Source organism: Caballeronia sp. LZ019, from assembly GCF_031450825.1.
Taxonomy (GTDB): domain Bacteria; phylum Pseudomonadota; class Gammaproteobacteria; order Burkholderiales; family Burkholderiaceae; genus Caballeronia.
Genome location: NZ_JARTVZ010000003.1, coordinates 115,865 through 139,551 on the forward strand (window position 1 = coordinate 115,865; position 23,687 = coordinate 139,551).

General features: G+C 63.1%; 19 protein-coding genes. 1 reads left to right on the forward strand and 18 read right to left on the reverse strand.

What is annotated here, in order from left to right:
* Positions 1-9 precede the first annotated feature (9 nt).
* The 8 genes from P9255_RS09035 to P9255_RS09070 form a co-directional block, all read right to left on the reverse strand.
* A complete protein-coding gene (locus tag P9255_RS09035; RefSeq protein WP_309789388.1) occupies positions 10-3,303 on the reverse strand; it encodes an ATP-binding protein in 3,294 nt (1,097 codons plus the stop codon).
* Positions 3,303-3,968 carry a response regulator transcription factor gene (locus P9255_RS09040; RefSeq protein ID WP_309767364.1) on the reverse strand — a complete coding sequence of 222 codons (666 nt, stop codon included), beginning with the start codon at positions 3,966-3,968 and terminating at the stop codon, positions 3,303-3,305. Before P9255_RS09040 ends, P9255_RS09035 begins: the two co-directional genes overlap by 1 nt.
* A gap of 297 nt (positions 3,969-4,265) precedes the next feature.
* Positions 4,266-4,613, reverse strand: coding sequence for a hypothetical protein (locus P9255_RS09045; protein WP_309767362.1), 348 nt, complete (start codon positions 4,611-4,613; stop codon positions 4,266-4,268).
* Positions 4,614-5,014: 401 nt separating this feature from the next.
* Positions 5,015-6,784, reverse strand: coding sequence for a methyltransferase domain-containing protein (locus P9255_RS09050; protein WP_309767360.1), 1,770 nt, complete (start codon positions 6,782-6,784; stop codon positions 5,015-5,017).
* A 7-nt stretch (positions 6,785-6,791) separates the two neighbouring features.
* Positions 6,792-7,025 (reverse strand): hypothetical protein, encoded by a 234-nt coding sequence (locus P9255_RS09055; protein ID WP_309767358.1) that lies wholly within the window; start codon positions 7,023-7,025, stop codon positions 6,792-6,794.
* 2 nt (positions 7,026-7,027) lie between these two features.
* Positions 7,028-8,764 (reverse strand): ShlB/FhaC/HecB family hemolysin secretion/activation protein, encoded by a 1,737-nt coding sequence (locus P9255_RS09060; RefSeq protein ID WP_309789389.1) that lies wholly within the window; start codon positions 8,762-8,764, stop codon positions 7,028-7,030.
* Positions 8,765-9,027: 263 nt separating this feature from the next.
* On the reverse strand, positions 9,028-10,914 hold the full coding sequence (locus tag P9255_RS09065; protein ID WP_309767356.1) for a peptide transporter: 1,887 nt from the start codon (positions 10,912-10,914) through the stop codon (positions 9,028-9,030).
* 278 nt (positions 10,915-11,192) lie between these two features.
* Complete coding sequence (locus tag P9255_RS09070; protein WP_309789390.1) at positions 11,193-11,840, reverse strand: hypothetical protein; 648 nt, start codon at positions 11,838-11,840, stop codon at positions 11,193-11,195.
* Between P9255_RS09070 and P9255_RS09075 the strand changes: the two genes are divergently transcribed.
* Positions 11,825-12,628, forward strand: coding sequence for a hypothetical protein (locus tag P9255_RS09075; protein WP_309767353.1), 804 nt, complete (start codon positions 11,825-11,827; stop codon positions 12,626-12,628). The genes P9255_RS09070 and P9255_RS09075 overlap by 16 nt on opposite strands.
* Here P9255_RS09075 and P9255_RS09080 read toward each other — a convergent pair.
* The 10 genes from P9255_RS09080 to P9255_RS09125 form a co-directional block, all read right to left on the reverse strand.
* Positions 12,576-13,802: a filamentous hemagglutinin N-terminal domain-containing protein gene (locus P9255_RS09080; protein ID WP_309789391.1), complete on the reverse strand. Its 1,227-nt coding sequence runs from the start codon at positions 13,800-13,802 to the stop codon at positions 12,576-12,578. The genes P9255_RS09075 and P9255_RS09080 overlap by 53 nt on opposite strands.
* Before the next feature lie 619 nt (positions 13,803-14,421).
* The gene (locus P9255_RS09085) at positions 14,422-15,105 is read right to left on the reverse strand and encodes a response regulator transcription factor (protein ID WP_309789392.1); all 684 of its coding nucleotides are present in this window, start codon (positions 15,103-15,105) and stop codon (positions 14,422-14,424) included.
* Between the two features lie 387 nt (positions 15,106-15,492).
* The gene (locus P9255_RS09090) at positions 15,493-17,817 is read right to left on the reverse strand and encodes an EAL domain-containing protein (protein WP_309767348.1); all 2,325 of its coding nucleotides are present in this window, start codon (positions 17,815-17,817) and stop codon (positions 15,493-15,495) included.
* Between the two features lies 1 nt (position 17,818).
* The gene (locus tag P9255_RS09095; RefSeq protein ID WP_309767346.1) at positions 17,819-18,427 is read right to left on the reverse strand and encodes a methylamine utilization protein; all 609 of its coding nucleotides are present in this window, start codon (positions 18,425-18,427) and stop codon (positions 17,819-17,821) included.
* Entirely contained in the window at positions 18,424-18,858 is a 435-nt protein-coding gene (locus P9255_RS09100) for a group 1 truncated hemoglobin (RefSeq protein ID WP_309767344.1), read from the reverse strand. The genes P9255_RS09095 and P9255_RS09100 overlap by 4 nt, the downstream gene beginning before the upstream one ends.
* An 8-nt stretch (positions 18,859-18,866) precedes the next feature.
* The gene (locus P9255_RS09105) at positions 18,867-19,760 is read right to left on the reverse strand and encodes a DUF3034 family protein (RefSeq protein WP_309767343.1); all 894 of its coding nucleotides are present in this window, start codon (positions 19,758-19,760) and stop codon (positions 18,867-18,869) included.
* Between the two features lie 193 nt (positions 19,761-19,953).
* Complete coding sequence (gene pssA / locus P9255_RS09110; protein WP_309767341.1) at positions 19,954-20,562, reverse strand: CDP-diacylglycerol--serine O-phosphatidyltransferase; 609 nt, start codon at positions 20,560-20,562, stop codon at positions 19,954-19,956.
* 248 nt (positions 20,563-20,810) lie between these two features.
* Positions 20,811-21,032 (reverse strand): hypothetical protein, encoded by a 222-nt coding sequence (locus tag P9255_RS09115; protein ID WP_309767339.1) that lies wholly within the window; start codon positions 21,030-21,032, stop codon positions 20,811-20,813.
* Positions 21,029-21,427: an ester cyclase gene (locus P9255_RS09120; protein ID WP_309767338.1), complete on the reverse strand. Its 399-nt coding sequence runs from the start codon at positions 21,425-21,427 to the stop codon at positions 21,029-21,031. Before P9255_RS09120 ends, P9255_RS09115 begins: the two co-directional genes overlap by 4 nt.
* A 108-nt stretch (positions 21,428-21,535) precedes the next feature.
* On the reverse strand, positions 21,536-23,668 hold the full coding sequence (locus tag P9255_RS09125) for a DNA-binding protein (RefSeq protein WP_309767336.1): 2,133 nt from the start codon (positions 23,666-23,668) through the stop codon (positions 21,536-21,538).
* Positions 23,669-23,687 lie beyond the last annotated feature (19 nt).

Sequence of the window (23,687 nt, forward strand, 5' to 3'; positions counted from 1 at the left end):
ATGCCGCCGCTATTTGTACTGCGCCTGCAGCGATGCGTGCAGCATGTCGCGAAGCTCGATCAGGTCGCCGCGCAGCAACGCGGTGAACGTGTTGACGTCCTCGACCCACTGGCCCGACTCCCGCAGCACCGTTCTCAGCTCTTCGCACTGGTCGTATAGCATCGACGGACCGAGCACCGTCATGCCGCCCGCCAGCTTGTGCGCCCATCCGCGCAATTGCTGCGGGTCCTTCGCGCGGCAGATGCGGTCGAGCGAAACGATATCCTCGTCCAGTTGCGTGACGAGATCGCGCATATACGCGGCGGGGATCGTCGGAAAGCGCGGCGGCAGGTCGTCGTCTTCAGCGTCGTCGAGCCGATGAATGTCCGCTTGACCGGCATGCTCCGCGCGCGCTGTCTGCAACACCCCTGCGAGCACGGCGAGCGGAAGCGGCTTCGTCAGATAATCGGTGAAGCCGCGAGCGCGGCCCGCTTCCACGTCCTGCGTGCTCGCGCTTGCGCTGACCGCGTAGACGCGCATCGACGGGTCCAGCGCGCGGGCGGCGACGAGCAGTTCCGCGCCCGACATCTTCGGCATGTCCATGTCGGTGAGCACGATATCCACGCGATTCTTGCGCAGCAGATCGAGCGCCTCTTCGCCATCGGCCGCCTCGAGCACGGTTGCGCCGAGCGTGAGCAACTGGTCGCGCAGCAGCCCGCGATTGAGCCGGTTGTCTTCAGCAATGACGACGGTCGGGCCTGCCGTGCGCCCGGACGGCACAGGCGTCGCATGGACGATGCCGGGCAGCGTGACGCCGCGCTCGCGTCCCCGGAGAATGTCGACCGCGTCCTTGAATCCTTTTACGCTGAAGATGCTCACTTCGAGCACGCCGTCATCGCTCTGCACGGGAACGAGCGGCCCGTTCTGTGTCATGCGGATCAGGCGTGCGGTGTCCTTCCAGGCCAACTGGATCTCCTTGTCAGTGAACTCGTCGGTGGCGATCAGATAGTCGCAACCGTCCGTCGACGCAGCGCCCGGCTGCGACATGAACGTGAGCGAGCTGCGTTCCGGGTCGTACAGATTCTCGAACCATTCGCGATACTCGTTCGCGCGGCACAGGATGGCAGGCCGGCCGCCGAGCATGACCGCATCGCTGGCCGCGCTCGCCGATACATCGACGGCGAGCGGCAGCGACACACGAATACGCGTGCCGACGCCTTCCGTGCTGTCCAGTTCGATGCGGCCTTTCATCAACTGGCAAAGCCGCACGCAAATGGATAGCCCGAGCCCGGTGCCGCGCGCCTGCGAGAGACGATGGGCGTCGCCCTGCATGAACGGCTGAAAGAGCTTTTCGCGCTGCGCTTCCGGAATGCCGATGCCCGAATCCGCGACGCTCAGCGCGAGCGCACCCTCGGCCCAGCGCGCCCGCACGACGACCTTGCCCGAATACGTGAACTTGAGCGCATTGCCGAGCAGGTTGTTGAGTATCTGGGAGACGCGGATCGGGTCGAAGAACAGCTTCGCCGGACACGAGCGGTCGATCACGACGAAGAGCCGCAAGCCCTGCCGGTTCGCGAGCGGCGCATGCGCGATCATCACGCGCACGACGAGATCGCGTATCGAGCCCCACTCCTCGGCGAGCTTCATTTCGCCGATATCCATCTTCGAGAAATCGAGGACATCGTTCACGACTTGCAGAAGCGCGCTCGCGGATGCCTGCATCGCCTGGACGCGCGCTTCCTGTTCGGCGACGAGCGGCCCGAGCGCGACGAGCTCCAGATTGCCGACGAGGGACGACAGCGGCGTGCGAATCTCGTGGCTCATCGATGCGAAAAAGCTCAGCTTGGCCTTCGCGGCGGCATCGCTCGTTTCCTTGGCCGCACGCAGAAGGCGCTCGACTTCGTGGTGCTCGGTGATGTCGGCGATTGCGCAGAAGAGCACATCCGTCTTGTTCACCACCGCCGACGCATACGAAATCTTGAGATGCACCGTCGCGGCGTTCGGCTTGTCGAGCGAATACTGAAGCTGTCGGATCATGGCTTCTTCGCCCTCTTTCGCCGGCGCGATGCCGTTCGCTTCGAGCGCTCCGCGCAGGCCTGCGGGCAGTCGCATGGACGCGTCGGTCAGATCGAGCACCGAGCGCGCGACCTGGTTCGCCGCGATGACGTTGAAATCGCTGCGAAGCGCGATGCACAGGCCAACGGGGGTAGCGTGTACGAGAAGGTGATTGAGAATGTCGCCTTCCACCGCGCGGCACGCCTGTTCGTAAGTTCGCGTGAGGAAGCGGTAGTTCCAGTATCGGTACATCGCGATCAGCATCGCGATGAGCGTTCCCGTCACGAGCGCGATGATGATGGCCGGCTCACGCTGCGATGCAAGCCGCGTCTTGATGGGCAGCACAGCGACGATATGGCCGATGCCGAGCGCGAGCGGTTCGAGCCGCATGCCCCATCCGTGGCCCGGCAGCCAGTGGTAGGAACCGACCTGACTCTTGGCCAGGCGTGCGTTGGCGTATCGCGTGTACTCGGTGTCGTCGCCGCCGATCACGCGTCCGTCCGCAGCGAAAACCGCAACCTGCGATTCGAGCGCGCGGGGCGCCACGCGGCGCAGCGCGACATCCGGCGCAAGGCTCGTGAACACGAAGCCGAACGGCTGCTCGTCCCGCGCGACGACCACGAACAAAACCACCGTGGGCTTGAGAAAGCCCAGCGATGGCGGCGCGAGGAACCACATGACGCGCCGGGCGTGCGCCGCATCGAGCGGTGCGATCTCGTGCGTGCTCATGTAGATCTTCGCTAACTGTACGAGCGCGGCGAGTCTTTTGGACGGAGCCACCTTGTCGTCGGTTTCTTCGAACACGCCGAAACCATGCGAGACGCTTCCGTCGAACGACACGTACTGAAGTCTCGGCGGCGTGCTTTCTTCCGGAATGAGTTGACGCGCGGCCTCGCATGCTTCGGCGAGCAGCTTGTCTTCCCGGCCGGAAGGGTATGCGTGGCAGCGGGGCTTGTTGGCCAGTGTCTGAACGTCCAGCTTCGGCGGGACTGCGCCCACTTCCAGCAGCAGGCTGCCGGGCGTGAGCATGTTGTAGCGGCTGAACACCGAGACGTTGATGCCGCGCATCGCGGCCTGCACCGCGTCCTGGTCGGTCTTCAACGAGGCGGTCAATACGAAGACCGCGGTCGCGGCGGCGCCGCACAGCGCGGCAAAGATCAGCAGCGCGACGGCGATCGCGAAGATGCGCCGCTCCCGCTTGAGGTTGTTTTCCAGCATCCGCAGCATCTGCAGAGGCGAGTTCTGCGATGCGGCGAAGAAACGCTCCATCAGGCCAGTCCTGTCTTGGCGGCGTACTTGACGAGGTCTACGTGGTTCTCGACATGCAGCTTGCGCATGGCGGAGCGCTTCTGAGTCGCGACCGTCGGCACGGACCGGTTGAGGGTGCGCGCGATCTCCGTGACCGAAAGCCCTTGCGCGAAGAGGCGCACGACTTCGAGTTCACGCGGAGAGAGCGGCTGGGCGCGCGCAAGGTCTTTCGTCGTCGATCCCTCGCGGGCCAGGCGATGCTGAATCTTCGGCGAGATGATGGTTTCCTTCGTGGCGAGCGCGCGCAGGCTGATCTGCGCGAGTTCGCTCGCAGGCTCTTCCTTGCTCACGATGGCGGCAACGCCCAGCTTGCACAGTTCATGGAACATGCCGCCGCTCGTGGTCATCGTCAGGATAACGAGCGGAATGTCGGGATAGGAGCGGCGCAGCCTGCTGACGAGGCGCAATCCGTCGAGTTCGACTTCCGCATCGCCCTGCATGACGAGGTCGGTGATGATGAGATCGGCAGGCTGCTTCTCGAGCACGCGGATGAGCTCCGCGCCCGAGTTCACCGTTGCGGCGATCTGATAGCCGGGAAGCTTCGCGAACTGGTCCGAGACGGCCATGAGAACGATGGGATGGTCGTCTGCCAGCACCACTCGGACCGTGCGGATGCTTTCGTTCATGCGCGCACCGTCGGGGAGGCTCTCAACGTCTGTATCGGAACCCGAAACAGACGCAGGGCTTCCCGCGAAAGAAGCAATAGACGAACAGGCCGGTTCATCAGTACGTCCCCCGAACGAGTATGCGCATTCAGGATTCATTCTAGGATAGCGCGCATCGCATTGAAAGACGTGCAGACACGCTCTCATACGTGTCATTTTGGCCCCTTCATCATGGACTCTTTTCATTCCGGTGTTCACAGTAAGCTCCACAAGTCTGTCGGTGAGACACGAGACGCACTCGCCGTTAGGGCAAAAGCTTCACCGCATGGGCAAGCCATTGCGTGATGCGTCGTTGTTCTTGCCCTTGCTGCCGTGATGCGCGCTGGACTGTCCGAGTTCATGAAGCGGCATGGATGTGATGCGGCGCGTCTTGTCCACTTTGCCTCGCCTGCTTTGCGCAAACAGCACGCACGTAATAAGGAGCATGCAGGCGATGAAGCCTGTCGCGATGGTCAGCACCGGCCACGAACGCCAGGTATCGAGTGCGAACACCGCAAGAAGGAAGAAGGACATCGCGAAGAATACCGGGACGAGCACCATTGAAGCGATGCCTGCAGCGTCGAAGGCCTTTTGCGCGATTCGGCGAATCGAATGGATTACGGACATACTGAGCACCCGGGAAGGAACGCGACAGGCGGCCGTTCGTGACGCCTGTCTGCAGAAGAGCAACGCAATCTGTAGTATCGAAACCTTCGCCGTACATCGACCGCGATCTTGAGTTGATTCGTTGGCTCGCAAAGCTTGACTGTATTCAACTGAGCAAGGCCGTTATATCGAAGAATGTCGAACCTGGTCCGCGTGCGTCACCCGCAAGCCTCGTTTTCGACCGGTCGGCGCTTTGCAAAAAAAAGCCGCCTGGACGGCGGCGAAAAGGGTCGATCGGTGATGAAGCCAGCGCGTCGCAGCGCCTCCTTGGGGGTCGGTCGCGCAGCTTTAAAGAACAGTTACATCTTCGCGCTTGACACCCCTTGCGGATATAGACGGAATTCGAAACACGCCGCTAGACATCAAGCTGTGAGCGTGCGTTCCGACTTCTCCATCACGAGTTGCCGCATGTGCCCGCCGATGCGCGCCACGACTTCCGACCAGTCGCATCCGAAGCGGCGGCGGAAAAGCCGCATCGTCGGATACCACGGACTGTCTTCACGCGTGTAATGCCAGCGCCAGTCGCCGAACGCGGGCAGCATGAGCCAGACGGGCTTGCCCATTGCACCAGCCACATGAGCGACGGATGTATCCACGGTCAGCACGACGTCCAGCGCTTCGATTGCGGTCGCGGTCTGCGCCATCGTGTTCAGGGCCGGGCCGATGTCGTGGAAGTTGCGATAGAGCTCGCCATAGCGTGCGGCTTCGTCTGCGCCTGCGCCTTTTTGCAGGCTGAAGAACTCCACGCCAGGCAACTTGATGAGGTTGTCGAGCACGCCGAGCGACGGCAGTGAACGCTGGCTGTCGTTCTCGTGCGTCGGGTTGCCCTTGAACACGAGGCCCACTTTCAGCTTTCGCGCATCCACGGACGGCAGCTTCGGCTCGATGCCTTGCGGCGCGCGCAGATAAGGAACCGTGGACGGCAGTTTGTCCAGGCTGAGCGGCAGATGCGCCGGAATGGCATGCGGGAACACCCAGTAATCGATGGCCGGCATCGAAGAGACATTGTTCACGTCGATGACGTCGTCCGCCGTGCCCGATGCTTCGTACAACTCGACGAGCGGCGACTGGCAGACGACGACCACGCGCTTCGCGCCGCATCGCTCGCGGAAAATCTTCGCGAATCGAAGGAAGAAGATTTCGTCGCCGAGACCGAACTCGCTCCAGATGGCGATGGATTTGCCCGCAAGCAGTTCGCCGTTCCATTGCGGAACATCGCGCGGCGGTTCGGCCGTGGTGCGGCGCTTCCAGCCCAACGGGCCCATGAGCGATTCGCGCAGCGCGAAGCCTTCCTGCAACTGCCCGCGGCCGATCGTGTGGAGCGCCTGATACAGCCGCGGCAGATGCTCGCCCGGCAGACGTTCGACGCATTGCTTCCAGAGCGCGTCGGCGGCTTCGGGCGTGTCCCAGCGCAGTGCATCCATCAGTCCGCGATGGTACGTCTCGAAGCGATACGGATACAGCCGCATGGCCGCCTCGCTCGCCGCGAATCCTTCCTCGCGGCTTCTGGCGATCCCGATGGCTGCGACCATTTCACCCGCCGTCGGCACCGCGCGCTTGCGCAGCACGATTTCGATCGCGCATTCGGCGACGCCATCGGCCGTCTGATCGGCTTGCGGGCGGCGCGCATCGTAGCCGTCGCGCACGAGCGTAATGCGCTCGCAGTCGGCTACCGGCGACATCGCCTGCACGAGTTCCAGCACGTTGATCGATTTCGGCAGCCGCTTGTCCGCCTTGCAAATGGTGAAGCTCGCCTTGTGCGAAGTATTGAAGCGGCTCGGCCACACGCCCTTGCCATAGAGGTCTTCGTCGGGCAGCGTGACGATTGCATGACCGCCGGGCTTGAGCACATCGAGCCAGCGCGCGAGGGCCTTGTGCGGATTGTCCTGCTCCGCCAGCAGATGGCTCGAATGAACGAAGTCGAGCGACGCGTCACGGATGCCATCGAGCGTCGTCGCGCTGCCTTGCGCCGGCGTCCACGACACGACCTTGCCGATCCGGGGAAACGCTTGTGCATGCGCCGAGAGAGGATCGTCGGCAGGGCCGATGTCGAGGCCGTCGCCGACCAGATAATGTTGTGCGAATGCGGTCTCGCGCGAGCGGCGCAGAACGGCTTTGCTGGTTTCTTTCATGATCGTTTCACTCCACTGCCGCTACGGGCGTTGCGTACTGCGCGTTACCGAGACGCGCGTCGATAAGCTCGCGGAATGTCGAGGTCGTCCCTCGGGCGAGCAGCTTGGGAAGCTCGCGGCTCGCCGACTCATCGTCGCGACGCTTGCCAGCGTATTCGTATCCGTCGATGCTGAATTGCGTGATCTTCTTGCGATGCTTGCCGCCAACGCGGCAAGCCCTGTCTGCGATGAACTGCATCACGATCAGTGGCTCCAGGTCACGGAGAGCCAGTACTGCGTCGGTCGCTTACCGGGTTCGATCCACGAGGTTTCGGAGAATCGATAGGGCTTCGAAACAGCTGCCGAGACGGTCGCACCGATCGGCGTGAGCCAGTCGACGCTCACGCCGTAGCCCGCGAGCACGCGATTGTTCGTCACGCCCGGAACGCCCGGATAACTCTTCTCCCAGCCATCCCACGGAGAATGGTTCACGCGTCCATAAGCGAAGTCGTTGAAGACGCCGAACTGCAACTGGTGTCCGGCCGCAACCGGCACACGCTGATACAGGCCCAGGCTCGCCACCGCGCCTTCGTCCGCGGAACCTTCATCGGCGCGATAGGCACGCACCGCGTCGGGACCGCCGAGACCGAGCTTCTCGCTCCCGTCGAGATTGCGGCTTGCCAGTTGCGTGCTGATGCGCGCCGACATGAAGGTGTTGCCGCTCTTCGACAGCGCATACGTGCCGAATGCGCTGCCCGCGAGCTTCGCGTAGTTGCCCGCGTGATGCACGGTGGATTCGAACGGGTCGTCGTTGCGTTGATGGCCGAGCGTCAGTGCAATCTGTCCGGTCGCGAGATTCGTGCGCATCGCGCGGGCGCGATCGCCGTTATCGGCTGTCAGCGAAAGTTGCAGCGAGTCGAGCTTACTGTGCGTGGCCGAGCTGTACTCAGGCAGATCCGTCGATGTCTGGCTATGCAGCACCGATGCGCCGCCCCACACGTTGGCGTCGAGCCCGCGTGCGAACGGGTATTGCACGCCGAGCTGGCCTGTCGTCGCGACGCCCTTCACCGGCGTGCCCGCATTGATGAAATACTGCTGGCGCGTGACGCCGCCCGTCATGCGAAGGCCATCGTCGAAAATGGGCACGCTGCCGGTGAGCGAACCCGTCCACATCTTCTTGTTGGTGCTGGTGATGGTGAACGCGTAAGCGTCGCCCTGGCCGAAGAGGTTATTCGCCGATGCCGTCACGCCCGCGCGATACGAGCCCGTCGACTCGACGCCCTTGTTATCGAGGATCAGATCCGCCGACACCGGCTTGCCGTTTTGCGCGATCTTGAACACGACATTGACATCGCCGACGCCTGCACCCGGCGAGAAGCTCGGTGCGCCATCGATTGCGACGCCGGGAAGGTCCTGAAGCAGCTGCGTCGCGCGTTCGAGATGCGACGTGCGCAACAGGCATACGTTGTTGATCGTCTCGCCGCCGCACAGTGCATGCGAGATGAGGCGTTCCAGCCGTGCATCCTTCACGCGCGACTTGTTCTTGACGACGATATTGCGGATACGGCCGGGAAAGACAGTGAATTGCACCTCGCCGCCCTTCTGCGCGGCCTGCCAGTCTTCCTGCGTCATCAGCACCTGGCCGAGCGGAAAGCCGCCCTGACGCAGCGCGACCGTCAGCACTTGCGACCAGTGATCGACGTCCTTCAGCGTCGCGGGAGCGTTGCCGAGCTTCTTGATGTCCGCGTCGAGCATCTGCTTCACCAGCAGCGCATCGGCGCCTTCAGCCGGCACGACCTTGACATCGACCGTGCGGATATCGGTGACCGGAGCCTGTTCCGCTGTTGCGGCGACAGGCGACTGAACAACAGGCTCCGCTTCTACCGCATCCACCGCTTGCGCCGCACCCGCGCGTTCGGCGCTTGCCACGCCCGCCAGCACCACTGATCCGACGCATAACATGCGGCGGACGGTCATCGCTATTTCGCTCATCTTCAACATTGCACGTATCCTTGCATTCGACCAGACGTTGGAACGTTCGCGCCTGGCTCATCGACTCTTGTCTGCGCATCGTTCTCAAATAGAAGGTTAAGGATTCGCTTGCTTCATTCGAATAGAACAAGTTCTAAAGTGGCGCGACGGCCCCGCGAAACGCGATGTTTCGGCACGCGAAGAAGATCGCCATGCGCACGCCCAATGAAGAAAGCCCGGCACGTGGCCGGGCTTTTGTTCGAATCGAAACGCAGTCGTTTCGATGCAGGTGCTTACGCGGTCTCCACTGCGCGCTCCGCCTTTTTGGCGCGGCCACGCGGCTTCGCACTCGGCAGTTGCTCCTTCCACAGCGCTTCCATGCGCTCGCCGAGAATCTCCGGACGGCCTGCGAAGATGAGCTTCTCGATGGCTTGCGGACCAGCGAGCTTCGCGGACAGTTCGAGACGCTCCTCCGCGTTTTCGATCAGACGCAGCGCCGATGCCTTGTACTCTTCGTTCGTCTTCGCGATCATCCAGTCGGGGAAGCCCAGGCGGCGGAACATGCCTTCGTCGATATGCTCGTGTACTTCGCGCCCGGTCTTGCACACGCCGACGAGCCCGGCCCATACCGTATCCACGATGCCGTTCGTATTGCCGAACGGGAACGGATTCAGGAACAGGTCGCAGCCCGCGATCACGTTCATGTAGCTGCCGTAGTTCTGATGCTTGTGCACAGTGGCCTTGTCGCCCATGAGGCGGCGCACCAGGTTGCGCACTTGCGGATAGATCAGGCCGTTCGCTTGTCCCATCAGGAAGTGGAAGTGCACCGGCACCTTGGAATCGCGTGCGATTTCGGCACACGTGTTGAGGAAGCCCGGGTTCTGCTTGATCGTGGTGCCCGCGACCGCGATTTTCACGACGCCATCCGACGGCTGCTTCTCCGGCAACTGAAGCTCGAGCAGCGCGGCCGGTGCGCGGTACGGCATGCCGTCCTTCGGCAGCTTGAGCAGCTTCTCGCTGAAGCAGGCTTCGTCGCCGACGTAGTCTTCTTCGACGACGACATAGTCCATTGCATGGCCGTGCGTGGTGGCCGGGTGGCCGAGCGCCATCATCTGGAGCGGCGCGACGCGCAGGCAGGCCAGCACCATCGTGATCGGGAACATGCCGACGCTCGGCATGTACATCATCTGCGCGTTGCGCGTTTCGCTCGTCTCACGCACATGCTTCGCGACTTCCCACAGATTCCCGCCTTGCAGCGGAATGAATTCGTGGAACACGGCTTTGCCCGCATCGTCCACGCGGCCGTCATAGCCCATGCCGACGAGATGGAACCTGTCGCGCATCGCGACCATCGTTTGCGAGTGCGTGCGATAGATCGAGTGATTCTTCGAGAACCATTCCAGCACGACGAGCACGACCGGCTTCTCGCCCTTCTTCGCCGGTTGCGGCTTGCGTTCGACGTCGTGGATGTCGAGGCTCTTCAGCTTGCGGCGGATGAGCGTGTTGATCGGCTTCTTGATGTCGTGCTTGCCGGAATAGTCAGCATAGCTCGAGTGCATGTACATGTCGTGGAAGACGCCCATCGGCAGCACGTCGAGGCTTTCGACTTCCGCGAGACGCTCGGGCAGCCAGCGCAGCAGCATTTCGCGCTTGGCATGAGCGGAAGGCGTGGCGAGAAAGCGTGACGACATGATGGTCGTCGCCATGCTCGCGGTCATCACCTTGTCGTGCTTCCACAGCAGGTCCCAGTCGAGACGCACTTCGGACTCGGGCATGTAGAAGAGCTGGAACTTGCGGAATTCACTGTTTCGCAGATTGATCGAGTTGCGCGATTCTTCGTCCGCGCTGAACGAACGCAGCACGTGGTCCGCGTTGCGGAACGGACTGGCGGCGAACATCGCGGCGAGCCAGCGCTGGAACAGCATGAGGCGGCTAATGCCGTGATCGGAGATGGTGAATTTCGGGTCCGAGACCAGCGTGCTGATGGCGGACGTCAGACGCGTGAGCAGGTGATCGTCCATGATGTCGAAGGCTTCCGCGGATTGCGCCCAGGTATCCACGTCCATCAGAACGCCGTAATTCTGGTCGATCTTGTTGAGCAACTCGATGAGCATCCGGCTCGCCGCTTCGTGTTCACGGCGATAGCACAAGTGTTCGAACTTTGCGATGCTGAATTTCATGTTTCGGTTCCTGAGTGGATTGATCTGGCGCGACGCTTGATCGCGATCCTGCTGGAGCCAGTTGCGTCCGGCTCTTCAATCTCGGATTCGCTCTAGCGCCCTCAGAAAGAAGATTAAAGTTTTGCCCGGTCGGATCGAATAGAAGAAGTTCTAATTTGAGAGAACACGCTTGCGCCGGATCGGCGTCAGAATTGAAAAAGCCCGGCGCTTAAGGCCGGGCCACTTACTGCTCGATGCTGGCGGAAGGCGGCGTTGCACCGCCTTCGCTTCGCCGATGCTTACTTCGCTGCGGCCTTCGCCGTTGCGTGCGCATGCACCGGATTCAGCGCGCCGGGCTTCAACCAGCCGTGCGACTTCACGACGTACGGCTGGCCGTTCTTCACGCCGCTTTCCGTGTAGAAGTACTCACGCGTCTGCATGTTCACCGCGAGATCCGCCTTCGTGTCCGACGACTTGTCTGCGTACGAATAGTGCTTCACGCCGTCAGCGCCGTCACGGTACGACATGTGACGCGACAGATCGCCCGAGCGGGTCACCACGTTCACGTCGGCGGTCTGCGTTTGCAGATCGACCCACACTTCGTCGATGCTCGCATCGGCCCAGAACGCGGCATCGCCCGATTCCATCGTCAGCGGCAGCACTTCGTCCAGATACATGTGCATTTCGCTTGCGTAGATCAGGTACGACACGCCGCCTGCCACCGCGATACCGCCCGCCACCGCCGCCGCTGCGCCTGCGCCCGAGCCCGAGCCGCCGTGCGAAGTGGTGCCCTGGGCGGTGGTGCCGCCGGTGCCGGTGTCGGTCGCCGTACCGGTGCCGGTGCCGGTGCCGGTGTTGGCCGTACCGTTCCGCGCATGGCGACGGCGGCTTCGTGGAGACGTCGGGTCATAGTCTCGACGTGCAAGGTCAGGTGAGCGCAGCGGCACCGGAAGGCAAGGCTGGCGAGTGGCTGATCGATCCGACGGACGTGACGATCAGCACGGGCGCGGATGCCGGCTATAGCGGCAATGTCTCCGGCGGTACGGGCACGGACATCAACGGTTCGATCAACACGACGGATAACGGCACGATCAACATCTCGGGCAACAGCACGGATGGCACGGGCGTGATCGTCGACCCGAACGGCTCGATCAACACGACGGACAACGGCACGACGAACATCTCGGGCAACTCGACCAACGGTAGCGGCGCGGACATCAACGGCTCGATCAACACGAGCGGTAATGGTTCGACCAACATCGACGGCAACTCGACCGACGGCACGGGTGTGATCGTCGATCCGAACGGCTCGATCAACACCACGGACAACGGCACGACGAATATCTCGGGTAATTCGACGAACGGTGACGGCACGGACATCAACGGCTCGATCAACACGAGCGGTAACGGTTCGACCAACATCGACGGTAACTCGACCACTGGCAACGGTACCGTGATCGAGCCGAACGCGACGATCAACACGACCGACAACGGCACGACGAACATCTCGGGCAACTCGACCGATGGCACGGGCGTGATCAACGACGGCACGATCAACACCACGGACAACGGCACGACGAACATCTCGGGCAATTCGACGAATGGTGCGGGCGTGAACGATGCGAACGCGACGTACAACACCGATGAAAACGGCACGGTCAACGTGATCGACAACGGCGTCATCATTCACACGACGGGTGGCAACCCGGCGGTGAACGGCGGCAACCCGCGTTGATCGTCGCGCCCGCATCGACTTGCGTGAAGTTCGCGAACTGCACGCCGTCCTGCAGCATGCCTTGCGCTTGCGTGCCGTCGAGCTTGTGCAGGCTGTCGCCGCCCAGGATCACCTTGCCGCCTTCGGTCGCGCCGCTCGCATCGATCGATGCATTGCCGAACACGCCCACGCGGTCGCCCGACAGCACCACCGTGCCGCCCGCGCCCGTTGCGTTCGATGCATCGATCTTGCCCGTCACCGCCACATCGCCCGTGTTGCCGGCATCGGCCACGACCGTGCCGGCGCGCGCCACGCCCGACATATTCACGACCGTGTCGAGCAGCGTGTTCGTGCCGCGTGCGGTCAACAGCACCGAGCCGTTCTCGGCCTTGATCGTGCCGCTGTTCTCCACCAGCGCGTTGGCCGTCGCATTCGTCAGCGTCAACTGGATGCCCTGGCCGTTCGGCAGTGCAACCGTTGCGCTATCGCCTGCCGCGAGCACCACTTGACCGCCTTGCGCCGTCTCGATGGAGCCCGAGTTACGGACCTGATCACCGACCAGCGTCACATAGCCTTGCGCCTGAATCGCGCCGTCGTTCACGACGCTTGCATTCGTGCCCGTCGAGCTCAGTTGCAGCGAGCCGCCTGCCATGAAGGCATCCGGATTGATCGACTTGGTCGTCGCGAGCAGCGCGCCGACGTTGACCACCGAGCCCTTGCCGAACAGCACGCCGTTGGCGTTCTGAATCAGCACCTGACCGTTCGCGAGCAGCGAGCCCTGAATGTTCGATGCACCCGCGCCCGAGACGCGATTCAGTGCCTGCGACTGCGCGTTCGGCTGATTGAACTGAACCGTGTTGCCCGCGCCGACGTTGAACGAGTTCCAGTCGATCACGGTGCGCTGGCTACCCTGATTGATGGTCATCGTGTTGCTGTTCTGCGAGATCGACGCCTGGCCGGCGGTGACCTGACCACCCGTCGGCAATGCTTGCGCGAAGCTCACGCCGGGTTGCGTCGCAAGGATGGCGACAGCAAACGCCGTCATCGCGGAGACGACGCCGAGGCCCTCAGCCGACGATGCCTGCGGACCTGCGCCTTCGCCGGGCGCCTTGCCCTGGCTTGTGACGTCCTCGGCTACAGCGACCAACATACCAAGCCGCTTGCTAAACACGCGGCGAAACCGATTCTTGTTCATGAGAGACAGAATTAAGAAATAGAAGAACGTTCCGCATTGACTGATCAACGCAAAACCCAACGCGCCGGGGCGCGATTCCGGGAAGCAATGCAGGCCCAGACGCCTTGACACGTCTGGATTCGACGACGCCCTTGAAGGGTCTATTGATGCGCCCGGCGGCGTACGACTGACTCACACACCGATGACGGCGGTCATCTTGGAGAGCCGTTTTGCCGGGACTGCTATGCGAATCCAACGACGAATGCTAGGAAGAGACGAGTGAGTTCGATATAGAAGAAGTTCGAAAGAAGCGCGAAGCGAACGGCGCCACAGTTACGCAATGCTTTCGAACGATCCACCGATGCTTTTTCGCCACGCGGCAATGAAAACAACGGCGGGAACGACGATGAAGAGGGATTAATACAGCGTCCCGTATAGAAGAATTCCGAATGAATGAATGCGCGAAACAAGAACCGACTGATTAGAAGTATTTCTAGGAAACTTAATCCAATCAGTCAGCCTTATCAATTGAAGAGGCGCGGAGCCTGCGAGCGCGGAGCGTGATGCAAGGTGCTATCAACCTGTGCGCCGGCAGTATTCTCGATGTGGTAACTGGAGCAAGTGGCACCAAAAGAACAACTCAAGCCGCCCTCAAATCATGCTCGGATGACGAAGACCGATCCAGCCACAACCCATGTCCCACAGCAAACCGGTACATCTCCGATTCCCCGGAGAAGCCCAACCGCCGGCAAGCCTCAGTGCGCTGCGCACTAATGGTATTCACCCGCCGATGCAATAAGCGCGCCGTTTCGCAGACGGAGAGACCGCAGAGCATGAGGCCAGTCACTTCCATCTGCCTGCGCGTGAGCAGACCGAACCGCTTATACTCGGGCAGCGCCTCGAATTGCCGAAGCGATCCCTGAGCGACAGAAGAGAGATAGCGATCGCCGCGCGCGAGCGCCCGCACCGCCGCGATCACTTCGTGCATTTCATCGCGCTTGCTGACGAATCCGGCGACGCCGCGTTGAACCAGACTGCCCACGAGGAAGGGATCGTCGAACTCGCTATAGACCAGCACCGGCACTTCAGGAAAGTCACTCGAAACCGAAGCCAGAAACTGCCAGCCGTCGAGCCCCTGATCGCCGGTGCGCGAGTAATCCGTCACGACGACATCGCCTTCCGAGGCACTCAGCAATTCCACTAATTCATCGGGACTCGTGACCGTGCCCGATACATCGAAGCCCGCGTCCTCGAGCGCCTTCCGAAGTCCGCATAGCACGAGCGGATGATCGTTGACGACCGCAACTTTCGTACGTTTCATCATGGTTATCTCCTGACAGGCCTCTCGCGGCCCTCATCAACTGCTGTCGCAGGCCTCAGCGTTCGGCCCGGCTGCAAACGAGCGTCGAGCGCGGAGACGATGAACATTCGCTGCCACGTCGTCACGCCGGCAATCATTCAGTGCCTTTCAAAGACTCGCCTTCTCGCGAAAAGCTTTATTCGTGACTTGCTCAAACGATACAGCCGCGAAGTGGACCGTCATATAGAACGATGTTGAAAACCCATCGCAATGGTCCTTAAGCACTGAATCGAACAGGAGAGCGATGAAACAGCATCGCAATCAGTAATTATCCGGAGACGGACTGAACGGTTCGCTGATTGGGCCCGATTGTTATACATCGTTATACGGGCACGCAGCGAAGGGGATGAGTCAGACCGGCATCGGCAATGCGGCCGCCGGCCACGCAGCGAGCCAGTCGACAAGTTTCGCAGGCGGCAAGGGCCGACTCAGGTGATACCCTTGCGCGAGATCGCATCCGAGCGCCTTGAGACGCAGCATCATCGCTTCGTTCTCCACGCCTTCTGCCACGACCTTCATGCCCATGTTGTGCCCGAGGTCGATGGTCGATCGCACGATGGTCTCGTCGTCCTTGTGATGCGTCATGCCCATCACGAACGACTTGTCGATCTTCAGTTCGTCCACGGGCATGCGCTTCAGATACGAAAGCGACGAGTATCCCGTGCCGAAATCGTCGATGGAAAGGCGAATGCCGAGCGCATGCAGGCGGTCGAGTGTTTCTATCGCGTGATTCGGATCGTCCATGATCGCGCTCTCTGTAATCTCGATCCAGATGCAGTCCGGCGAGACGCCATGCTTCACGAGCAGGCTCTGAAACATGTCCGGCAGCGACGACAGAATCAGTTCGCGCGCCGACACGTTCACCGACACGGCAAGCTCGATACCCTGCGCCCGCCACGCCGCGCACTGCGCGATGGCCTTGTCCGCGACCCAGCGCGTGATGGTCTTGATATAGCCCGTCTGCTCCGCGAACGGAATGAACTGATCGGGCGACACGAAGCCGCGCGTCGGATGATCCCAGCGCACGAGTGCTTCGACATACTTCACGCGATGCGTCGCGAGATCGACTTTCGGCTGATAGTAGAGCGTGAGCTGATCGTGTTCGACGGCCTGCCGCAACTCGCCCATCAGCGACAGACGCTCGGCGCTGTTGTGATCGTGCCGCGCGTCGTAGAGCGCATGGCCGAGGTTGGCTCGCTTGGCTGCATACATCGCGATATCGGCGCGTCGCATCAGCACGTTGATGTCCGTGCCGTTGTCCGGAAAACTCACGATGCCGATGCTCGCGCCCACATCGACGAGTTGCCCTTCTATCGTGATCGGCTCTTCGAGCGCACGCAGCATGCGCGCCGCCACGCTGCGCGCCGCCGTGAGATCGCCATCGGGCAACAGCACCGCGAACTCATCGCCGCCGAGCCGCGCGACCGTATCGGTCTGCCGGTGCAGCGTCGCGCGCAAACGGCCCGCCACTTCGCACAGCAGCATGTCGCCGATGGGATGCCCCAACGTATCGTTCACGAGCTTGAAGCGGTCGAGGTCCATCATCATCACGCACAACGGGTGACGCTTCTGCGCGGCAACGGCAATCGCCTGTTGCAGACGGTCGTTGAACAACGCGCGATTCGGCAAGCCGGTGAGCCGGTCCATGTACGCGAGTTCCGTGATGCGCCGCTCGCGTTCGACAATGCCCTCCTGCATCTGGTTGAACGCGTTCGCAAGCTCGCCGATCTCATCCTGATGACGCACGTCAATGGACCCGCTGTAATCGCCACGCCCGACGCGCCGGGAAAACTGCGCGAGCGCCGCGAGCGGCCGCGTGACCGAACGCGCCGTCAACATGCTGCCGACGATAGACACGATCACGCCCAGTATTGTGATCAGCAGCAACGTCGATTGCAGCCGATGGAATGGCGCGAGCGCCTGGTTCAGCGAACGTTCGAGCAGCACCGCCACCGTGCGCCCTTCCGAATGCAGCCGGACGACGCGCGTGGCGTAACCATCGTCCGCGAGTTGGGCCTGATCGGTGAGCTTCGCGCGCGACGCATCGGGCAGCGAGCTTGCGACAACATCCCATCGGCCGCGCGCATCGACGGTGAGGAAGGACACATCGAGCGATGTGAGCGAGCTCATCTCCCGGGCGAGGGCGTCGTCGATGGCGAAACCCATCACGACCCACGCGATGACAATGGGCGCCTTCACCGGCACCGCGACCAACTGATACGCCTTACCGCCGATGATGCCGAACGACGACGCATCGCCCTTCTTCGCAACCGCGCGGATCAGATGCGGAAACGAAAAGGCCATGCCTTCGTGCGCCGAGCCTTCGTTATCGGCGACGAGCTTGCCGTCGAGATCGACGAGCATGACTACGTCCGCATGAATGCGGTCGCCGTGATTCTGCAGCGCGGACGCCACGGTCTTGCTGTCGTGCGTGGCGACCGCCTCGCGAAATCCGAAGTCGGACGCGGCCACGCTCGCGGCCTGCGTCAACTGCTGGCTATTGCTTCGCAACACTTGCCCGAAGACGCGCTCGGCCACCGACAACTGCTCCTCCGCGTTCTCGTGCGCATTCTTCAGGATGACAGAATTAATGACGACGTAAGCCGCAGCCTGCGCAGCAAGCATCAGAACGACGAACACCAGCGCGATGCGCGCTCGCAGGCTGTGCAGGCGCATGCTATTCGGCGGCCCTCAGTTGCAATGCGAGCTTCACCGGCGCGTCCGTGGCAGCGTTGATCTTCTGCGACGGCAACGCGTTCGGATCGCCGAGGCGGTAGTGCCATGCAGTAAGCTTCAGCGCATCGGCAGGCACATTGTCGATGACGGCCACGCCCTTTGCATCGGTCTTCGCGAACCAGGGAGTATCGACGATCAGCAGATACGCCACCATTTCGTCGTGGATATTGCAGCCCATCACGACGAGGCCCGGCTTGTCGAACACGACCGGGTTCGCCGGAATGCCGTGGTACAGGTTCAACTCGAAACGCTTCGCGGGCGAGAAGGAGTACACGTCATGCTCGATGTTGTCCTTGTTCGGAAACGTCACCGACGCGCCCGTCTGCACGACGGAGACGCGCGGCACGAAGCGCCGCTTCACCTGATCGATGATCGCGCCGGCAGGCTTCGTCGCGGGCGGCTTGCCTGCGACGGGCGTTGCATAGACCACGGCATCGGCGACGGGCGCGCCCGCCTGATCGACCACCTGAACGTGAACGCTCGCTGCCTGCGCAAGCGATGCGAGAAGCGCCAGCAAGGGCGCGAGGAAGAATCGGTAGGCTTTCATCATTCACGGTCCTGCACATCGCGGTACATCGGCGCGAGTTTCGCGAGCAGCTTGTTTTGCGCGTGAAACGGCACGCCGTTCTTGTCCATCGCGGCCTGGAGGTCTTCGACGAGCGCATTGAACGCCGCGCGATCGATATTCTGGCCTTCGTGCGTGCGCTTCATCGGACGGCCGGTATAGACGCACGGTCCATCGAGCAGCACGCAGAACTGCTCGACGAGCTTCGTCTTGATGCGCCGTATCGGGGCGTTCTCGAAGTACGGCGCGGTGCGAGGATCGACGGTCACGGTCGCGTACATGTCGTCGACGATGCGCGTGAGCCCTTCTCTTTCGCCGAATTGCCGATACAGCGCGTTGTCCTCTGCATGCGCGTTCATGCTTGCCAGCGCGGCGAGCAGGCAGCAGGCCGCGAGCGCGGCGTGTCGAATAGTCATGGTCATGATCAGAAGCCCGCCTGCAGCGAAACATAGAATCCGCGCTGATTTCTGATGGTCGCGATATCGCCGAGCGATACATACGCGGCCGTCAGCGAGACATGCTTGTTCGGCGCCCACGCGATGAACGCATCGTAGGCGTCCTGTTCGCGGGCGAACGAGAGGTTGTCGGGCTTCATGCGATATTCGGCCCCGACGGCGATGTTCTTCGTCAGCAAGTACGCCACCGACGATTCGAACTCCGGCTTGTAAGCGTTGGATTTGTCGCCGCCGAAGCCGAGCAGGCCGAACTGGTTCGCTTTCGTCAGGCGCACCGCGCCGTTGAGAAGCAGGCTTTGCGCGAGCAGCAGCTTCGTGGCGGACAGATAAAAGTCCGTGCCCGAATTGCTCGCCGCGCCGATCGCCTTCAAGACGCCGCCTTCTTCGTTGTGCTTGAACTGGATGCCGGCTGCGATCTGCGGCATCCACGTGTCCTGATCGAGCACGGCGTCGCCCAGCAGGCGCACCTTCAGGCCGAAGATGTTCTGACTGAACGCATAGCCCGCGCCCAGGCCGAGCTTCGCGCCGGCATCGCGTGTGTCGAAACGCTGGCGGGCGAGCGACAGCTCGACGCGGTTCGCCACGCCCACGGTCAAGCCCCATGAGCCGAGCGCGTAGTCCTGCGTGCGGATGAGCGTGCCGTGAGCGTTGGCGCCGAGCTGGCCCGCCGTGCCGTAACCGCCGATCACGGCCCACGGCGCGAGACCGCCGCCCGCCGCGCCTTCGATCTGCGATACGCCGCCCGTGAGCAGCAGCTTGCCGCCGGTGAGCGGGACGTTCGGCGATTCGGGGGCGTCGTCGGCCAGCGCGGACGGCGAATACGCCGCGAGCGCGGCCATTGCGCAGGCCAGGCTCGCGGTCATGCGAGAAAAGTGCATTACGTGGATGGGCTCTCGAAACGGGTCCATGAGATTCCCGTTCATCGCCCTGGGAGTGGCGCGTGCGACGTCGTGCGTCTACGCGGCGAGCCTGGCGCTCGGGGACGGACGCGGCTTCATGCGCCGCGCCGCTTCATCCACGTGTATACGGCGGGGCTGGTCGAAACTTGATGGAAGCCTAGGGCTTCGGAATGCGGATGCGGCTGATCATCAGCGAACCGGAGATGGCGTAGACAAAGACGAGCGGATGCAGCGTGAACCCGGCGATGCGCCATTCGCCGAACCACATGCGCGGCCCCAGTGCATCGAACCATGCGGCGATGCCGAGCATCAGCACGATGGCGAACGATGTCGGAATGGGCGTGCCCTCGAAATGCGTGACCTTGCCCGTGCCGGCCGACATCTCTTCGGTCGTGACGTTATAGCGCGCGAGACGGGACACGCCGCACGCGACGAAGTACGCGAGCATCACGCGGTCATAGAGGCCGCGCATGCCGCATCCGTAACCAATGATGGCCGGCGCGACGCCGAACGAGATCACGTCGGCGAGCGAATCGAGTTCCTTGCCGAGCAGCGACGCCTTCTGACGCCACCGGGCGATGCGGCCGTCGAGCACATCGAACACGAGCGCCGCGAACACGAGCGCGCACGCCAGATAGATATGCATGACGTCGGAGTCGTCGATATAGCTGATCGTCGAGAACAGTGCGCCCGTGCCGCAGACCGCGTTGCCCAGCGTGAACCAGTCGGCGAGATGGAAGTCGCGAATCATCGAGAAACGTTTCATGCTTGTTGTCTTTGCTGTTCTTGCTGTTGTTGCGTTGGATTCGGGCAGCGCCAGGCGGGCGGCCGCAGGACGGATCGAGTCTATCATTACGCCTCGCCGTCATCGCCGCACGCAAGAGTCGGACTGCATCAGTCGACCGGCTCGCCGTTTCTGAGAACGCGCGCGTTGGCGAGCGCCTCGTGCGGCATCATCCGCGTGTTGACGCCCATGACCGGCCGGTCCGGATCGACCGCGCGCCAGTGCGTGACTCATCCGCACGACGCGCAGCGATGAAACACGAGCCTGCGCGCCCCCCACGTGTAGGTATCGGCCATGCCGTTGCCGGGAGCGAAGCGCACGCGCGACGGGTCGTAGTAGGCCCGGGGCACGCCGTATCGACGGCACAGGGAGCAATCGCAGTCGTTCACTTCGGCGGGCGCGGCATCGACGGTGAAGCGCACTGCGCCGCAATGGCAGGAGGCATCGATCATGGGAGCGTGCGAAGCTGGGCTTCGATGGCGGCTTTATCGATCACGGACCACACCTGCGCGATCTTCCCCTCGCGGAACTCGTAGAACACGTTCTCCGCAAACGAGACGCGCCTGCCGTCGATGGCGAGGCCGAGGAAATCGCGCGCCGGCGTGCAGTCGAACCACAAGCGGCACGCGACGAAAGGCGGATCGGCGGCGAGGAGCCGGATATTAAAGCGAAGGTCGGGGATTTGCCGGAAGTCCCGTTCGAGCATCTGCCGGTAATCGGCAAGGCGAACGGACTGGCCGTTGTAATGGAGGTCGTCGTGAACGAACGTGCCGAGCATCGGCCAGTTCTGTTCGTTCAGGCAAGCGATGTAGCCGCGATAGACGCCGGCGAGGTCGGTTCTTTCCATATGAACGGTCCTTTGCGAGGCATGGCTCGTTCGTATGGTCTCACATCGGGTTCGCGGCGCGCACCGCTCGCGTGACGAGCTGTGGCGATGCGCGCGCGACGCCGGCTTTCAGCCTTCGATCTTCGACATGACCGCCGTCGCCGGATCGTAGCGATAGCCTTTCTGCGCGAGCTGCTGCGCGATCTTGTCGCCGATCACGCGTTGCTGCGCCTCGCGGAACACGAGTTCGTGATCGGGCTTCAGGCGTTCGAGTTCGGTCGACAGGCGACGCAACAGCGCGACTTCGCCGGTGCTGCGGGCGTCGATGAACAGGATCTTTTCGTTGGCCACATCGAGGCGCTGCTTGAGATCGCGTGCATACATGACCCACTGCTCGGCGTTGGAACGAAGCTCGTCGTAGGCCTTCGCGTGCGTCTGCGCCTGAGCGGAGATGCGGCGCTGCAGTGCGGCGAGTTCCTCTTCCTTCGCCGCGCCTGCGGTCTGCAACGCGATCTTGTGATCGCGCAGCTCGTCGCGCATGGCGGCTTCGCTCTTTTCGCGCTCGGCGAGTTGTTCCGCGAGACGCGCGGCGTGCTGCTGCGCCTCTTCCGCACGCGTCAGCGCGGCGGTGGCGTCCTCGGACACACGCGCCAGCTCGGCTTGCACGGCAGCCCTTTCCTCGCTGACGGCGTTGAGTTGCGCGCGGGCTTCGTCCAGTTCACGCGCGATGCGAGCCAGCGCCTCTTGTCCCGCCGATGCCTCGGCCTGGCGCGCCGCGTTCGCCTCGCGATCCGCCGCGAGTTCGGCTTCGAGCGACGCGACACGCGAACGGCTTTCCTCGATTTGCGCGTGCGCTTCCTCGAGTTCGCGCGTGGCGCGCTGCAACGCTTCTTCCCGCGCCGATGCCTCGGCGTGGCGCGCCGCGTTCGCCTCGCGATCCGCCGTGAGTTCCGCTTCGAGCGACACGACGCGCGTGCGGCTTTCCTCGATCTGCGCGCGCGCTTCCTCGAGTTCGCGCGTGGCGCGCTGCAAGGCTTCTTCCCGCGCCGATGCCTCGGCCTGACGCGCTGCGTTCGCCTCGCGATCCGCCGCGAGTTCCGCTTCGAGCGACACGACGCGCGTGCGGCTCTCTTCGGTCTGCGCGCGCGCTTCCTCGAGTTCGCGCGTCGCGCGCTGCAAGGCTTCTTCCCGCGCCGATGCCTCGGCCTGACGCGCCGCGTTCGCCTCGCGATCCGCTGCGAGCTCGGCTTCGAGCGACACGACACGCGTGCGGCTCTCTTCGGTCTGCGCGCGCGCTTCCTCGAGTTCGCGCGTCGCGCGCTGCAAAGCTTCTTCCCGCGCCGATGCCTCGGCCTGACGCGCCGCGTTCGCCTCGCGATCCGCCGCGAGTTCGGCTTCGAGCGACATGGCACGCGCCCGGCTTTCGTCATTTTGTGTGCGCGCCTCGTCCAGCTCGCGCTTGACGCGCTGCAATTCTTCGTCGCGGGCGGATGCATCGGCGTGGCGGGCCGCGTTCGCTTCGCGTTCAGCCGCGAGTTCGGTGCGCGCCGTCTGCAAGTCGGCTTCCAGGGCCGCCATGCGGGCGGCGCTTTCCTCGCGCACCGCGTCACGCTCGCGAGCGATGCGGTCGATTTCCGCGCTCCTCGCCGTCACCTCGGCCTTGAGGGCTTCGCGGGAATTACGTTCCTCCTCGAGCGACACCCGCGCGGCGGCGAGCACGGCGTCCTGCGTCGACGCGCGCTCGGCCAGTTCGGCCGCGCGCGCCTGCGATGCCTCGGCGCGCTCCGTCGCGCCGGCGACCTGCGCGTGCAGCCGCGCGACCGTCTCCTCCGACGCCCGAAGCGCGCGTGTCAGCTCGTCGTGCTGCAGGCGGATGTCGGCGGCGGCGCCTTCGGCGGTCTGGAACACGGCGAGCGCTTCGTCGCGTTCCGCGAGCGCCGTTTGCAGCCGCTGGCTCAGGCTGTCGGCGTGCTGCCCGATCGCGTGTTGCGCGTGGTCCCACGACGCCTTTCTGATGCCGTGCGCCGCGTTCAACAGCGCGTCGGCGAATTCCGGGGGCATCTCCGCCGGCAGTTGCGCGGCAGGCATCGCGGGCTGGCGGGCGTCGCGCCAGCGCTGCAGTGCGGCCGCGATCGATACGGCCGATCCGCGGCGCACCTCCGACCAGACGGTGACGGGGGTGACCGGCCGCCCTTCGTCGGTCAGACGCTGGGCGATCGAGATGATTTCTTCATCGGTGATGGTGTCTGCTTCAGTGAACATAAACGCCTCGTGTTACAGG